Source organism: Enterococcus crotali (genome assembly GCF_000633635.1).
Lineage (GTDB): Bacteria > Bacillota > Bacilli > Lactobacillales > Enterococcaceae > Enterococcus_L > Enterococcus_L crotali.
In genome coordinates, this window is record NZ_AYPQ01000001.1 from 450992 (window position 1) to 466358 (window position 15367).

General features: G+C 37.4%; 12 protein-coding genes and 2 pseudogenes. 10 read left to right on the plus strand and 4 right to left on the minus strand.

All coding sequences use genetic code 11. The annotated features are described in order from the left end of the window. Positions 1 to 479: 479 nt before the first annotated feature. The gene (locus V192_RS0102195) at positions 480 to 974 is read left to right on the plus strand and encodes a type II toxin-antitoxin system Phd/YefM family antitoxin (protein ID WP_025868747.1); all 495 of its coding nucleotides are present in this window, start codon (positions 480 to 482) and stop codon (positions 972 to 974) included. 19 nt (positions 975 to 993) lie between these two features. On the opposite strand, the gene V192_RS0102200 is transcribed toward V192_RS0102195, so the two are convergent. The 3 genes from V192_RS0102200 to V192_RS0102210 form a co-directional block, all read right to left on the minus strand. After that, positions 994 to 1743: a TIGR03915 family putative DNA repair protein gene (locus V192_RS0102200; RefSeq protein ID WP_029948086.1), complete on the minus strand. Its 750-nt coding sequence runs from the start codon at positions 1741 to 1743 to the stop codon at positions 994 to 996. Further along, positions 1733 to 3046 carry a putative DNA modification/repair radical SAM protein gene (locus tag V192_RS0102205; protein WP_025868749.1) on the minus strand — a complete coding sequence of 438 codons (1314 nt, stop codon included), beginning with the start codon at positions 3044 to 3046 and terminating at the stop codon, positions 1733 to 1735. The genes V192_RS0102200 and V192_RS0102205 overlap by 11 nt, the downstream gene beginning before the upstream one ends. A 268-nt stretch (positions 3047 to 3314) precedes the next feature. Further along, positions 3315 to 4127 carry a Cof-type HAD-IIB family hydrolase gene (locus tag V192_RS0102210; protein WP_025868750.1) on the minus strand — a complete coding sequence of 271 codons (813 nt, stop codon included), beginning with the start codon at positions 4125 to 4127 and terminating at the stop codon, positions 3315 to 3317. Positions 4128 to 4310: 183 nt separating this feature from the next. Between V192_RS0102210 and V192_RS0102215 the strand changes: the two genes are divergently transcribed. The 5 genes from V192_RS0102215 to V192_RS0102230 all read left to right on the plus strand — a co-directional run bounded on the left by V192_RS0102215 (position 4311) and on the right by V192_RS0102230 (position 10304). Beyond that, entirely contained in the window at positions 4311 to 4916 is a 606-nt protein-coding gene (locus tag V192_RS0102215) for a DUF1361 domain-containing protein (protein ID WP_025868751.1), read from the plus strand. Between the two features lie 68 nt (positions 4917 to 4984). Next, complete coding sequence (locus V192_RS21850; protein ID WP_239644545.1) at positions 4985 to 5533, plus strand: metallophosphoesterase family protein; 549 nt, start codon at positions 4985 to 4987, stop codon at positions 5531 to 5533. Beyond that, complete coding sequence (locus tag V192_RS19035) at positions 5530 to 7287, plus strand: 5'-nucleotidase C-terminal domain-containing protein (protein ID WP_239644546.1); 1758 nt, start codon at positions 5530 to 5532, stop codon at positions 7285 to 7287. The genes V192_RS21850 and V192_RS19035 overlap by 4 nt, the downstream gene beginning before the upstream one ends. 280 nt (positions 7288 to 7567) lie before the next feature. Further along, positions 7568 to 8974, plus strand: a complete 1407-nt coding sequence (locus tag V192_RS0102225; RefSeq protein WP_025868752.1) for an NCS2 family permease — start codon at positions 7568 to 7570, stop codon at positions 8972 to 8974. Between the two features lie 133 nt (positions 8975 to 9107). Next, on the plus strand, positions 9108 to 10304 hold the full coding sequence (locus V192_RS0102230; protein ID WP_025868753.1) for a multidrug efflux MFS transporter: 1197 nt from the start codon (positions 9108 to 9110) through the stop codon (positions 10302 to 10304). A 126-nt stretch (positions 10305 to 10430) separates the two neighbouring features. Here the strand turns inward: V192_RS0102230 and V192_RS0102235 are convergent, their stop codons facing one another. Beyond that, positions 10431 to 10622, minus strand: a complete 192-nt coding sequence (locus tag V192_RS0102235) for a YjzD family protein (protein ID WP_025868754.1) — start codon at positions 10620 to 10622, stop codon at positions 10431 to 10433. 248 nt (positions 10623 to 10870) lie between these two features. Here V192_RS0102235 and V192_RS22525 point away from each other — a divergent pair. The 4 genes and pseudogenes from V192_RS22525 to pfkA form a co-directional block, all read left to right on the plus strand. Further along, positions 10871 to 11286 (plus strand): annotated as a pseudogene (locus V192_RS22525) (PHP domain-containing protein); the annotation flags it as partial. 219 nt (positions 11287 to 11505) lie between these two features. After that, positions 11506 to 13004: pseudogene (dnaE, locus tag V192_RS22535) on the plus strand (DNA polymerase III subunit alpha). Beyond that, positions 13001 to 14200 (plus strand): helix-hairpin-helix domain-containing protein, encoded by a 1200-nt coding sequence (locus tag V192_RS21860; protein WP_239644547.1) that lies wholly within the window; start codon positions 13001 to 13003, stop codon positions 14198 to 14200. The pseudogene dnaE and the gene V192_RS21860 overlap by 4 nt, the downstream one beginning before the upstream one ends. Before the next feature lie 171 nt (positions 14201 to 14371). After that, positions 14372 to 15334, plus strand: a complete 963-nt coding sequence (gene pfkA / locus V192_RS0102245; protein ID WP_025868755.1) for a 6-phosphofructokinase — start codon at positions 14372 to 14374, stop codon at positions 15332 to 15334. Positions 15335 to 15367 lie beyond the last annotated feature (33 nt).

Sequence of the window (15367 nt, forward strand, 5' to 3'; positions counted from 1 at the left end):
CACTCATTGACGAATGTGTGCCCTCTCTAATCATAGTCTGTTTTTATTAGTTGAGTCATTGTATTTTTGATTATTTGAGACTGCAATAATTTGTCTGTTCTATGCTGATCTTTCGGCAACAATGATTGTCATAAGTAAAGGGGACAGTTAGAGGTCATTTACTTGTCATGTAAACAGTTTATTTTTTTTATAGCGTTCATTTCCTTTTCAATCAAGCCGATAATGTAATAGACGTGAAGATGATTCGGAAAAACTTGTGGAATTGCTCTGAAAGAAACGGACCTTTATTTGAAGTCCTGCGTCATGAGTTAAAAACTTTTTCTTTGTTACCATTTGATCATCACCTCTTTTTTTACTCTCTACTTATAACAAAGTGAAAGGTGAATTTATGAAGGGGAGTGACGAAATATGGATAATGCAAAAAAGCCCTTCACACGTTAAATCTGTATGATATAATCATTTGGAAGGGGAGTTGACCAATGGATAACAAAGTTAAAGAGGATGTTATATTTTCAATTACGGATGTGAAGCAGTCTCCGATGACTATTTTTGAAACAGCCAAAGAAAAAAATACAGGAGTCTATATTTACAATAGAAATAAGGTCGCAGGTGTAATGTTGACTGCAGAACAATATGAAACGCTAATCAAGAAAAAGGCAAATGAGCAAGGGCAGGATCTGAAGATAGCGGAATTAAATCAGGCGATTCGTCAAAAAATTGCGTTTGGTTCATTAATTTCTACTAAAAACTTAGATGATCAATTGGTAGCATTGGGTTTTATTACCAGAAAAATCAAAACAGATGATTATAGTGAAATGATGAATGAGCTAAATGAAACTGGGAAGATTGATTATCAATTTCAAAAAAAAGAAGACCGAACCAATATTTTAGCCGAAGTTATTGGCGAACAAAGCAACCAGTCTCATCTATCAGATAAGCTAATTGTGAAAAAGATCCACCTTAGAATAGACTGACAACAAATCGAGAAAGTGTTCAATGAAAATCAATCATGTGGTTGCGATATCGTTTTGGCAAATGAGAAAGCTGCGCTTGCTTATTTGCCCGTTCCTTGATAGTAACAGCTTGAAGAAATGTTCGCCAATTTTCTTGAATCGTCTGTTCCTTGTTTTCTTTATTGAAGATTGGCGGGTCACAATCTTCAATAAAGCGTATTTGTCCCTTCTCAATAATTCCCAACAACCGATGTGTTTCATCATAGATCATAAGCGTTTCTTGTGGGTAACGTTTGGCGAAATGAGGGCACAAATACGGCAATGAAAAGTGTTTTGGTGCGATTTTACTATATAGGAATGTTTCAGCATATTCAAAACGAACAAAGCCGGTAAATTGATGAACTTCACTAAATAAAGCTTTCAAAGAGTTATTTAGTGCTAAAATAGACGGGTGACCTAGATGATTGGTGATTAAATCGTTTGTTCCTAGACTGATCTCAATAGCATCTAATAAGCAGCGGTCTTTTTCTTTTAAGGAACAACAAAAACCATCCAGAATAAACTGAAGGTTTTCTTTTCTCAGCCTTTGAGTGAGACGCTGATGCATCTTTTTTGCTAAAGCCTTATCTGTGCTGATCCAATGACTAAAAAATAGATTTTTGATAGCAGTTTCCTGTGTCAATATGACCTCAGGAAACTGTCTTTTTTTGAATGCGAAATAAACAATGGTTAAAAAGCCATAATAGGTTCCATCATATTCCCAAACCTCACTTGTCTTTTCAATTAGCATGATGAGCTTCCTTTCGTTTAGTCGTTTCAAAGCGTTCTACATCAAATAACGATAACTGCTCTTGCTGTGATTGGCCGTTTACTTTTTTTAAAGTTTCATATTGTTTAGATGAAATCAAAGAGGAAATTACCCATTCAGGATCATTAATCAATCCAGGTTGACGACTACCTCCGCAACTGATAAAATATTGCGCTCGTTTGATGACTACTCCTAATTTCTTTAAATCAGATAGGTGTAACTGATAATACATTCTTGCTTTGACAATATTTTGGGCACTTTTTGGACCAATACCAGGAATTCGCAATAGTTGTTCATACGATGCGGATTGAACGTCAACGGGAAATTGATCGTAATGTTGAACAGCCCAGTTGGCTTTGGGGTCCAGATATAAATTAAAATTAGGTTTATCCTCGGTTAAAATTTCATCAGCAGAAAAACGATAAAATCGTAATAGCCAATCTGCTTGATACAACCGATGTTCTCTTAATAAAGGAGGATCTGTTGTGATTGCAGGTAACAAGGAGTCTTGATTTACAGGAATGTATGCGGAATAATAGACTCGTTTTAGTTCATATTTTTGATAAAGATTCTCAGCAATTTTAACAATTGAAAGGTCATTTTCTGGTGATGCCCCAATAATCATTTGAGTAGACTGACCCGCAGGAACAAAGGAAGGGCTATTTCGCAAAGCAGGAAACTGGGCCATTTCTTTTTTCTTGTGAGTAATTTGCTTCATTGGCTTATAAAGTGCTAAAGGATCTTTATCAGGAGCTAATCGTTTGAGACTTTTTTTTGAAGGGAGTTCTACGTTGACGCTCATTCGGTCGGCTAAAAAACCAAGCTCTTCGATCAATTTTCCATCGGCTCCTGGAATAGCTTTAACGTGAATATAGCCTTTGAAGCCTTTTTCATAACGTAAAATCTTTAATGTCTTAATCAATAATTCGCTCGTATAATCAACATTTTTTATAATAGCAGAACTTAAAAAAAGACCTTCGATGTAATTTCTCCTATAAAAATCCATCGTTAAATCAGCAACCTCTTGCGGCGTAAAGGTCGCCCGAGGGATGTTGTTGGATTTTCTATTGATACAGTAATGACAATCAAAAATACAAGCGTTTGTGAAAAGCAATTTTAAAAGTGAGACACAACGTCCGTCACTTGTGAAAGAATGGCAAATTCCAGCTGTTGAAGTACTGCCAATAGAACCTTTTCGAGTATTTTCCATAACACCGCTACTAGAACATGAAACATCATATTTTGCTGATTCAGCAAGAATCTCTATTTTTTTGGATAAATCCATTTCAATCCCTCATTTCCGAATAAAACCGAACGTACGTTCTTATTTTAACAAGGGTTGTTTCTTTTGTCAAAGGTAAAAATAAAAAAATGAGTCTGTGACAAAACTAAAAATCAGTTTTGTCACAGACTCTAAATCCGAATAAACGGTAGGATCAGAAGCAACCCCTTCGGAAATAAGCTGAGATTCACAAAAATTTGAAGAGCAATTTTCGTGAATCCCTTCTTATTTCTCGGGATTAAACACTTCTGCCCCAACCTCATCAAAAAAATTATTGATTATTCAAATCTAAATACCGTTCCAAATAATCGGCTAAGCCGTCTTCATCGTTGCTTTTGTCAGTAACGTCATTTGCTACGGATTTGATTTTGTCAGTTGCGTTTTTCATAGCAACGCCCCAACCAACGTAGTCCAACATTTCTTCGTCGTTATGTTCATCACCAAATGCAATGATATCTGAACGTTTTATATCCAAGTAGTTAGCCACTTGTTCGACTCCTTTGGCCTTTTGGATTCCTTTTGAGACAATTTCTAAAATCGGCGTCGGACCGCCCCAAGTTCTAACATCAACGTACTCTCCGTATTGTTTCATTAAAGAGTCAGAGACATGTGCAGCTTGATCTTTTGAAGTACGGACCATCATTGAGGTTGGATCTGTAATCAAATTTTTAGCAGTCAAAAGATTACTCGGCGTAGCTTCAGAGGCAAAAAACGCTGAATCAAAATAATCTAAACTATCGATATAAAATGTCTCTTTATTTTCAGCAGCGACAAAATCAAGATTCAAGGCTTTTTTTTGAGCCAAAATATCAAAAACTAAATCTCTTTGAATTCCTGTTTCTTTTTCATCAGCCCATTGTTTTTCAGGCATATGGACAAGAGCACCATTAAAATTGACCATAGGGGTTGTTAAGCCTAATTGGCGGTAGAATTGTCCGCTCATTCGATAAGGACGTCCTGTAACGATACTGACGTAGTGTCCTTGTGCTATTGCTTTTTTCAGCGCTTTTTCAGTTGTTTCAGTGATTAGTGATTGTGCATTTAATGTAGTTCCATCTAAGTCGATTGCAATTAATTTTTTCAAAATCGTTCCTCCCGGAAAGTTTTCTTTAACTTAGTCTAGCATAAAATGGCAGAATGACAAGTTTTCAGGAAAATTTTTGAAAAAATTTTCTTTATGATACACTAGATGAAAAAGGCGGTGAAAAATTTGAATCTTGCGCTACGTTGGTCGATCCGGCTAGGGACGTTACTCTATTGTACGTACATGCTGTTTTTTGCTAAGACCTATCAATTTATGGCACTAAATGTCTTTTTAGCCTACATTCCGATTGAAATTAGTTTTTACTTTGAGAAAAGAAATAATCAGTTGTTTCTTATATTAGCAGGGCTGTGGTTGCTGTTTTATCCGAACGCTCCTTATTTATTCACGGATTTTTTTCATCTAGAAACGTTATCGATTTATCAAGGAATGGACCGGTTATTTGAGCAATCTTTATCTGCGTGGCTCTCTTTTAGTTTGTTGACTGTAGGGATTTGCGTTTATGCTTTTTTAGGGATGGCAACTTTATTTATCGTTCTAAACGAATGCTATCGAAGAAGCTTTTTGAGAAGAAAATGGCAAGGCCTTCTTGTGTTTTTAATGGTGAATGTTTTATCTAGTTTGGCTATTTATGTGGGTCGTTTTGACCGTTTACATAGCATTCATTTATTTACAAAACCACTCCAAACGTTGAAGACGATCTTTTTTGACTGGTCATTGGAAAAAGGGTTCTTTATTCTGTTGTTCACAGCGTTACAAGCCGTTTTGCTCGCTTCTGTTATTGGTTTAAGAACGTTAGTACCGCTTGAAAATCAAGAAAAATTGTATTGACAGTGTGTGAGAAAATCGTTACTATTTAGCTAAGTGTATTCGCAATCAATTGAAGAGGAGTTATACGAATGAAAAAGTGGCAAAACTATTTGTTGACTGTTTTATTTACTGTTGGGGGAATGAGCAGTGGGGCAGTTGTTGCTGGTACTGCTGTAGAGGCACAAACGCTTGGGGGAGCAGAGACTGAAAATTTGCTGACTGAAGCTAAAATAACGGATAAGCAATCATCAGAAAATGAAAAAATTCCTTTCCAAATTTTAGGGATCAACGATTTTCATGGTGCGTTGAATACGACAGGTTCTTTCTTTGATGATGGAGGAAAGAAGATCGCAAATGCGGGGACAGCTCCTTTACTAGCAGGATATTTAAATCGAGCACAAGAACAGTTTGCTTCAGAAAATAATGGAGCACAAACATTGCGTGTACAGGCAGGCGATATGGTTGGTGCAAGTCCGGCAAGCTCAGGTTTACTTCAAGATGAACCAACAATCAAAGTCTTGAATCAGATGGATTTTTCAGTTGGAACATTAGGGAATCATGAGTTTGACGAAGGATTGCATGAGTTTAACCGAATCATGGTTGGTGGTAAACCGTTGAATGATCCTACGGTATTTTGACGGCTTATCCACGAGAAGCATCGAAGACTGAAATCGTGATTGGTAATGTAGTCAAAAAAGGAACAGAAGAAATTCCTTTTGGCTGGAAACCTTATACGATCAAAGAAGTAGGTACAACGAATAATAAAGTCAAGGTTGGGTTCATCGGTGTTGTCACCACAGAAATTCCAAATTTAGTTTTAAGGGAACATTACGAAGAATATGACTTTTTAGATGAAGCTGAAACGATTGCTTATTATTCAAGCAAGCTAAAAGAAGAAGGCGTGAATGCAATCATAGTGTTAGCGCACATTCCTGCCACTAGTAAAGGGGATACAGTCAATGGAGAAGCTGCTGAAATTATTGATAAGGTCAACGAAATTTATCCGGAAAATAGTGTAGATGCATTTTTTGCGGCACATAATCACCAATATACAAACGGTGTTGTGAAAAAAACAAGAGTTGTACAATCTACAGCGCAAGGAAAAGGGTACATTGATTTACAAGGAACACTTGATCCGAATACTAAGGACTTTACCGAAACCCCTAAAGCGAAAGTTTTACCAGTTGATCCAGCTGCAAAAGATGTGCCTAAGGTGGATGTAAAAGTTGAAGCAACAGTAAGAGATGCTGAAGAACGTGTGGCATCTGTAACAAATAAAAAAATTGGAACGGCAAAAGAAAAAGGGCCGATCACTCGAGAAGTCAATGACTCGAAAGAATCACCACTTGGAAATCTGATTACAGATGGTCAAGTAGCCATGGCTAAGGCTCAAGGAATCGATGCTGATTTCGCTATGACTAATAATGGCGGGATTCGTGCTGATTTGATAGTTGAGGAAAACCGAGATATCACCTGGGGGGCAGCCCAAGCTGTTCAGCCGTTTGGCAATATCATGCAAGTGGTAGAAATGACAGGGACTCAAATTGAACAAGTGTTAAATGAGCAGTATGACGAAGAAGAGCGCTACTTTTTACAAATTTCTGGGTTGAACTATACTTATGTAGCTACTGAAGCCAAAGAACAGCCGTTTAAAGTACATGAGATGTTTAAAGCTGATGGAACACCGATTCAAGCAGATCAAATCTATCTTGTCGTGATCAATGACTTTTTATTTGGCGGTGGTGATGGTTTCTCAGCTTTTACTGGAGCAAAATTAGTTAATGCGATTCAACCCGATACAGAAACGTTTATTGGCTATATCGAAGGCAAAGAAGCTGCTGGAGAGATGATTGCAGCATCTGTTGAGCAACGTAAAAAGTTGGTTGATCCTTCAGAGCCGAACATTCCAGAAGTGCCTGATTCAAATGAAGGAGAAGAAAAACTCAAAAAAGCGACTATTTTTGATCCGTTATATGAAGATGATGAGCTTTTGAGAGGGGTTACATTACCGAACGCAACAATCATGCTTTATGATGGAGAATTGCCTGAGACTAAGACAAGAACAGCAGAAGCTCCCCAAGGAGATTTAGCCGGCCAAGCTGATTCAGAAGGTCGGATCAAAATTAATGTCACTTCACTAAAAATCAAGGGGAAAAAGCAATTGACAGCTATGGTGATCGATCCAGAAGGAAATAAAGCTGTGTTTCAAATAGCGATTTTGCCTAAGAAAGAAGTGCTTATAGAAACAACAAATCCAAAAGAGCTTTCTGAGGGTGGGACTAAAAAAGAATTGCCTAAAACGGGTGAACAACAATCACTTTCTATCATTTTATTAGGAGCAGCAATTAGTAGTGTTACTTTTGTTGCGTTATCAAAAAGAAAAATTTTGTAAAAAATCATACTTTACAGTTGCTTTGGGTACTTGCAACTGTAAAGTTTTTTTGTGTATTGAAATATAAAAAATACGAACATTAAAAAGAATTAATGTTGTTAAAGTTAATAATTTGTTGAAATGGTGTTGGATCTCGCCTATACTTTAAAAGTATTCATCAGGAAAAGGGAACATGCATTTATATTTTTTAAAATGGTTTTACTTTCAAAAAGAAAATTTATGAAAAGTAAACGAAGTTATCCTGGTGAAATTTTGATGTAAAGAGGAGCGAAACAATTTCATGGAAAAGTTTTTCAAGTTAAAGGAAAACAACACAACTATTTCAACAGAAATGATGGCAGGGGTAACGACATTTTTTGCAATGAGTTATATTCTATTTGTGAACCCGTCGATTTTATCTCAAACAGGAATGCCATTTCAGGCAGTATTTTTAGCTACGATCATCGCATCGATCATCGGAACATTGATTATGGGACTTTTTGCAAATGTTCCTTATGCACAAGCACCAGGGATGGGACTTAACGCTTTTTTCACCTTTACAGTGGTTTTTGGATTAGGTTATACATGGCAGCAAGCGCTAGCGATGGTCTTTATCTGCGGGTTGATCAATGTCGTGATCACCGTAACTAAAATCCGTAAATTGATCATTAAAGCTATTCCAGAGAGCATGCAGCATGCAATCGGTGGTGGTATTGGGATTTTTGTTGCTTATGTGGGGATCAAAAATGCTAAGCTTTTGGATTTTACTGTACAAGCAGAACCAAAAAATGGAGTTGTCAATGGAGATAGTATTGTTCCAGCTCTAGGGAATTTTAACAATCCCGAAATTATACTGGCAGTGATCGGTTTAGTTTTAACAACTGTATTAGTCGTTTTAAATGTTCGTGGTGCGATTTTGATAGGAATCGTAGCGACTACGATTATTGCTATTCCATTAGGTGTGGTTGATTTAACTTCAATCAATTGGCAAGAAAATTCTTTGGGAAGCTCAATTAGTGAACTAGGAACGACTTTTGGTGCAGCGTTTGGTGCTGATGGGATGCAGTCATTGTTTAGTGATGTCTCAAAAATCCCACAAGTTTTAATGACAGTTATTGCGTTTAGCTTATCAGACACTTTCGATACGATTGGTACGTTTATTGGTACAGGACGTCGTACAGGTATTTTTTCTAAGGAAGATGAATTGGCTCTAGAAGATAGTAAAGGATTTTCGACAAAAATGGATAAGGCGTTATTTGCTGATGCGATTGCAACATCCATCGGGGCTGTTTTTGGCACGTCAAATACAACGACTTATGTAGAAAGTGCTGCAGGGATTGGCGCTGGTGGACGAACTGGTTTAACTTCTGTTGTAGTAGCTGCTTTATTTGCATTAAGTAGTTTATTTTCACCACTGATTGCAATTGTTCCGGCACAAGCAACGGCTCCAGCCTTGATTCTTGTAGGTGTGATGATGCTAGCGTCATTTAAAGATATTGAATGGACAAATTTAGAAGAAGCTGTTCCCGCATTTTTCGCTTCGATTTTTATGGGATTGTGCTATAGTATTTCTTACGGTATTGCAGCTGGCTTTATCTTTTATGCAATTGTAAAAGTAGCAAAAGGTAAATTTAATGAAGTTTCGCCAATTCTTTGGGTTGTCAATGCGTTATTTATTTTGAATTTTATTATTTTAGCGATTTTATAAGATATTCTGATAATAGAGCTTAGCTGTCTTTTTGATGGCTAAGCTCTTTATTGTTATTAGGGAAAAATTTTTTGAGAGATTGGAGAATTTGGAGTATAGTTAATAGTGAAGAATTTGTGAGGTGTACTTTAAGATGAAAATTGATTGGAAAAAGAATTTAATGGTTGCTTGGTTAGGCTGTTTTTTTACAGGCGCAAGTATTAGCTTAGTGATGCCCTTTATACCTGTTTATGTTGAGCAATTAGGAACGCCAAAGAATCAGGTTGAGCTGTTTTCAGGACTTGCAATAGCTGTTACAGCATTTGCAGCTGCAATTGTAGCGCCAATTTGGGGCAACTTAGCAGACCGAAAAGGCCGAAAGCTGATGATGATCAGGGCTGCGGCTGGAATGACCATTACAATGGGGTCGCTAGCTTTTGTGCCGAATGTCTACTGGTTGTTGATCATGCGTTTTTTCAATGGTATTCTTTCAGGCTATATTCCAAATGCAACAGCCATGATTGCGTCTCAAGCACCAAAAGAAAAAAGTGGCTGGGCATTAGGCACACTTTCAACTGGCGCCATTGCCGGAAACTTGATTGGTCCGTCGATCGGCGGCGCCCTAGCTCAATGGTTTGGGATGGAAAATGTTTTTATCATCACCGGCGTAGTATTGTTGATCACGACGTTGTTGACGATTTTTATGGTAAAAGAAGATTTCCAACCAGTCGAGAAAAAAGATTTACTCAGTACAAAAGAGATTTTCTCAACTATGGATCATGTTTCTATTTTAATTGGTCTATTTGTTACGACCTTGATCTTGCAAATAGGCGTTACGAGTATTAGCCCAATCTTAACGTTGTACATTCGTTCACTAAGTCATGATACTGGAAATATTTTATTCATTAGTGGTTTGATCGTTTCAGTGGCAGGAGTTTCTGCGGTCATATCATCACCTGTTTTAGGGAAACTTGGAGATAAGATAGGCAATCATAAGGTGCTATTAGCTGGCTTGATACTCTCAATGGTTTGCTATGTCCCAATGGCGTTTGTAAAAACACCCTTTCAATTAGGGTTGCTACGTTTCTTTTTAGGATTTTCAACGGGGGCTTTGATGCCGTCAATTAACACCTTGATCAGTAAAATCACACCAACAGAAGGCGTTAGCCGGATATACAGTTATAATCAAATGTTCAGTAATTTTGGGCAAGTTTTAGGTCCGATGATTGGTTCAACGGTGGCACATGGTTTAGGTTACAGTGCAGTATTTATCGTTACTGCTTGTTTTGTACTAGGAAATATCTGCCTTTCATTATTTAATTTTCGCAAAATTTTAAATAAAAGGCTATAAATAGTTGAAAACATAAAAAACCAGTTACAATGTTTGTAGTAACTGGTTTTTTATAAGTGTGATTTTTAAGCAATAAACTGTAAGAATGATCAGCTTCAAATACAAATTGCTCATTTCTTTTTTCGGTTATTGAACACTTTTGGTGGTTTCTTTTTTTGGTAATGCAAATTGACCAATCAATAGGATGATTACACCAGTGATCAATGATATAATTGTTGTCAGCATAAAATCGTAAGTTCCGCCGTTTAAGGCACCACCGATATATCCGACTACTTGTCCTAGTAAAAAGGACCACAACAATACAAGAATGTAACGCATGGATTGCACCTCTTTTCATGCTATAGTTTAGCACATTTTTTCTAAATGTAAAGAATTTGAAAGTAAGGTTTTCAATTTATGCTCATCATAATAAATGGTAGAGACAGAGATTGCTTGGCTATGTCATCATGAAACGCTAAATAGAGAGCCTTGCGAATGATTTTTCACTAAAAATCGCTACAAAGAAACTATGTAGTGTTTTCAAGGTGAAACAGTTCTGTCCAACCTCAGATAAAAGGAGATGTCTTATGCCCTTTCCACAATTAGCAACAATTACTTCGTATTCACTACTTTCCAGTACCATTCGTATTCAAGAGTTCGTTCAACAGGCAAAAAAATTAGGGTATACGACTTTAGGAATCACTGATATCAATGTGCTTCATGGAGCAATAGAATTCTACGAAGCGTGCAAAAAAGAAGGCATCAAGCAATTATCGGCTTAACGCTAGAATATACCCCTCAAAAATCCGAACAAACGGCTCAATTATTGTTATATGCAAAAGATTTAAAAGGCTATCAAAATTTGATGCGGATTTCCACGGCAAAAATGAATAGTGAAAGAATTTTTTATCTAGACGAAATCAAAGAAAATTTGAACCATTTATTTGCGGTGATGCCTTCTGACAAGGGCGAAGTTACGTTTGCTTTAAAAAGAAGTGAAGCAGAAGCGAGTGAGAGTTTAACCCAATTAGAGCAACTTTTTGATCCGGCAGCCTTTTTTGTTGGTGCATCATTTACCTGCAATCCAGAAACAGATCCAGAATTATTCCAATTTTATGAATCTCAAAATCAACCACTCGTCGCATTACAAGAAACGCGCTATTTGAATCGTGAGGATGGTTTTGCCGTAAAAGTGTTAGCTCATATTAATGAGGGACAGCAAATGAGTTTAAACGCTGAGGAAACTGAAATTGATGGGCCTTTTTATTTAAGAAATCAAGAGGATGCCGCAAAGCAATTATGCATAAAAGTAAATGAGCAAGCGGTCAGCAATGCCGAAAAACTGGCGTTTGATTGTTCAGTCGATATTCCACTACATCAGCGTTTATTGCCTCATTATCCGATACCGGAAGGGAAACAAGCTGGAGAATTTTTAAAAGAACTCTGCTTGCAAAAGCTCCCTCAACGGATTCCAGATGTTACAGTAGAATATGAAGAACGATTAGCCAAAGAGCTCAATATTATCCACACAATGGGTTTTGATGATTATTTCTTGATTGTTTGGGATGTAATGGCATTTGCGCATGAAAAAAAATCGTGACTGGTGCTGGTCGTGGTTCTGCTGCAGGTTCTTTAGTGTCATACGTTTTATCGATCACGGATGTCGATCCAATCAAATATGATTTGCTATTTGAACGTTTCTTAAACCCTGAACGCCACTCGATGCCTGATATTGATTTAGATATTCCTGATAATCGCCGAGAAGAAGTATTGCAGTACGTTCGTGAGAAGTACGGTCATTATCATATGGCTCAAATTGCTACCTTTGGTACGATGGCAGCGAAAATGGTCTTAAGAGATGTTGCCAGAGTGTTCGGGTTATCACAGAGTGAATCGAATCGTTGGTCCAATGCTGTGCCCAGTGCGTTAAAAATGACCTTGAAAACCGCCTATGCAGATTCGAAAAACCTAGTTGAGCTAGTGAATTCCTCTGATACCAACCGCTTATTATATGATACTGCTGTTCGTTTAGAAGGACTTCCGCGTCATGTATCGACTCACGCTGCAGGTGTGGTGATCAGTGATCTAGATCTCCTAGATATTGTACCGTTGCAACCAGGCTCGAATGATATATTCCTTACCCAATTTACGATGAATGATGTTGAAAAAATTGGGTTGTTGAAGATGGATTTTCTAGGTTTAAGAAATTTATCGATTATTGATGATACAATCAAATCTATCAAGCGTGTGTACAAAGAAGAGGTCGTTTTAAATCAAATTCCTTTAGATGACGATCAGACATTGGCTTTGTTCAGGCGTGGGGAAACAAGCGGTGTTTTTCAGTTTGAATCAGCAGGAATCAGAAACGTTTTAAGAAAACTAGGCCCAACGAGTATTGAAGATATTGCGGCAGTTAATGCTTTGTACCGTCCAGGTCCAATGCAAAATATTGATTTGTTCATCCGTAGAAAAAAAGGATTAGAACCAATTGATTACCCAGATGCGGTGTTAGAGCCGATTTTAAGGAACACGTATGGTGTTATTGTTTATCAAGAGCAAATCATACAGGTTGCTTCTACCATGGCAGGTTTCACGTTGGGACAGGCGGATATTTTGAGGCGTGCAGTCAGTAAAAAGAAAAAGGACGTGTTAGACGAAGAGCGAAAACACTTTGTCGAAGGGGCAATGAATCAAGGACATAGTGAAGAAGTAGCACGATGATTTATGATTATATCGAACGATTCGCAAACTACGGCTTTAACCGCTCCCATGCGTTTGCGTATTCTTTTATTGGGTTTCAAATGGCCTACTTAAAAGTTCATTATCCAGGTGCGTTTTACGCCGCAATTCTTCATTCTGTACGGCATAATCCAACTAAAATCAAAGAGTATATCGGAGAAGCACGTAAAAATAAAATGGCAATTATTCAACCGTCCATCAATACTAGTCAGTATAGTTTTTACTTAAATAATGATAATCAAATCATGTTTGGTTTTAGCTCCTTAAAAGGAATTCGCCGAGATTTTATTCAAAATATTTTGGATGAACGTAAAGAACGTGGTCCGTTTAAATCCTTTGATCAATTTTTACTTCGAATCGACCGCAAATGGTTAAAAGCCGAGAACATTCAACCTTTGATTGCTATTGGCGCCTTTGATGAACTGCAGGCGAATCGCCGGCAGTTAGCGGTTAGTCTTGATAGTGAGATTCAAAATATCATATATAGTGGCGGCAGTATGAACCTTTTGGAAGATACGTTAAAATTAAAAGAGGTTGAAATTGCCGATTACACATTAGAAGAGAAATTGGAGCAGGAAGAGCAATATCTAGGTGTGTACTTATCTGGACATCCGACAGAGGAATTCAAGAAAACCCGTTTAGCCAAACAAGTGATGTTAGTTAGCGATGTATTGGAAAATCAAACGGCTCGATTATTGATTTATGTGAAAGATATTCGCGTCATCCGTACGAAAAAAGGGGAACAAATGGCTTTTGTAGAAGGGGACGATTTAACAGGTTCACTATCTTTGACGCTGTTTCCTGCTGTTTTCAGAACCTTACGTCAAACCGTTGAAAAAAATCAAGTTTATTTCGTAGAAGGTAAAATAGAAAAAAGTAATTATAATCAAGAGCTTCAGTTATTGGTAAATCAAATCGAGAAGGCCAGTGAGATCGAAAAAAGTATTAGTGCAACGACTTGTTATTTGAAAATCATTGAAGCAAAAGATCAAAAAGACATTTTACAAAGTGTGCACGAAGTCATTCAAACATACAAGGGCAATACGCCAGTTATCATTTACTTTGAAAAAAATGGCAAAAAACTGGTCTTGGGAGAAGAAAATTGGATCGCGGATACGGTAGCTGCAAAAGAACAATTAGAGCTTATTTTAGGTAGTCAAAATGTTGTTTTCAAATGATTTACGGTAAAAAATACTAATTGTTTTCATCTTTTTTCAATTATTTCTTCTTAAATCAAGACATTTTGCACTATTAATGGTAAAATGAGTGACGTAATATTTTTGAGTAATGAATAACTGTGACAAAACTTGTTACAGCTTAAAAGTATAATATATGAGGTGAAAGAACGAATGAAACGTATCGGTATTTTAACCAGTGGGGGAGACGCCCCAGGAATGAACGCTGCAATTCGTGCAGTGGTGCGTAAAGGGATTTTTGACGGAATCGAAGTTTATGGTATTAACTATGGTTTTGCAGGCTTGGTGGCAGGAGATATCCGCCGCTTAGACATTGCAGATGTTGGCGACAAAATTCAACGTGGAGGAACATTTTTATATTCTGCCCGTTATCCAGAATTTGCAACAGAAGAAGGACAATTAAAAGGGATCGAACAATTGAAAAAATTCGGCATCGAAGGTTTAGTCGTTATCGGTGGAGATGGTTCTTATCATGGTGCAATGGCACTGACAAAACGCGGCTTTCCAGCTGTAGGGATTCCAGGAACGATCGATAATGACATTCCAGGGACTGATTTTACAATTGGTTTTGATACAGCGATCAATACAGTATTAGAATCGATTGACCGTATTCGTGATACTGCAACTTCACATGTTCGTACATTCGTTATTGAAGTAATGGGACGTGGTGCAGGCGATATCGCGCTTTGGTCAGGTGTTGCAGGCGGAGCGGATGAAATCATCATTCCAGAACATGATTTTGACATGGTCAATGTGGCTAAACGTATTAGAGAAGGCCGAGATCGTGGGAAGAAACACTGTTTGATCATTTTAGCTGAAGGTGTTATGGGCGGAAATGAATTCGCTGATAAATTGTCTGAACATGGCGATTTCCATACACGTGTGTCTATTTTAGGACACGTTGTTCGTGGCGGTTCACCAAGTGCTCGTGATCGTGTATTAGCAAGTAAATTTGGGTCATATGCTGTGGAATTGTTAAAAGCAGGAAAAGGCGGACTATGTATTGGTATGCTTGATAACCAAGTCGTTTCAGCTGATATCGTGGATACTTTGGAAAACCACAAACATAAACCTGATTTATCACTTTATGATTTAAATCAAGAGATTTCTTTCTAAAGATAAGCTTAAAAATTGAGCAGTCTTAAGTAT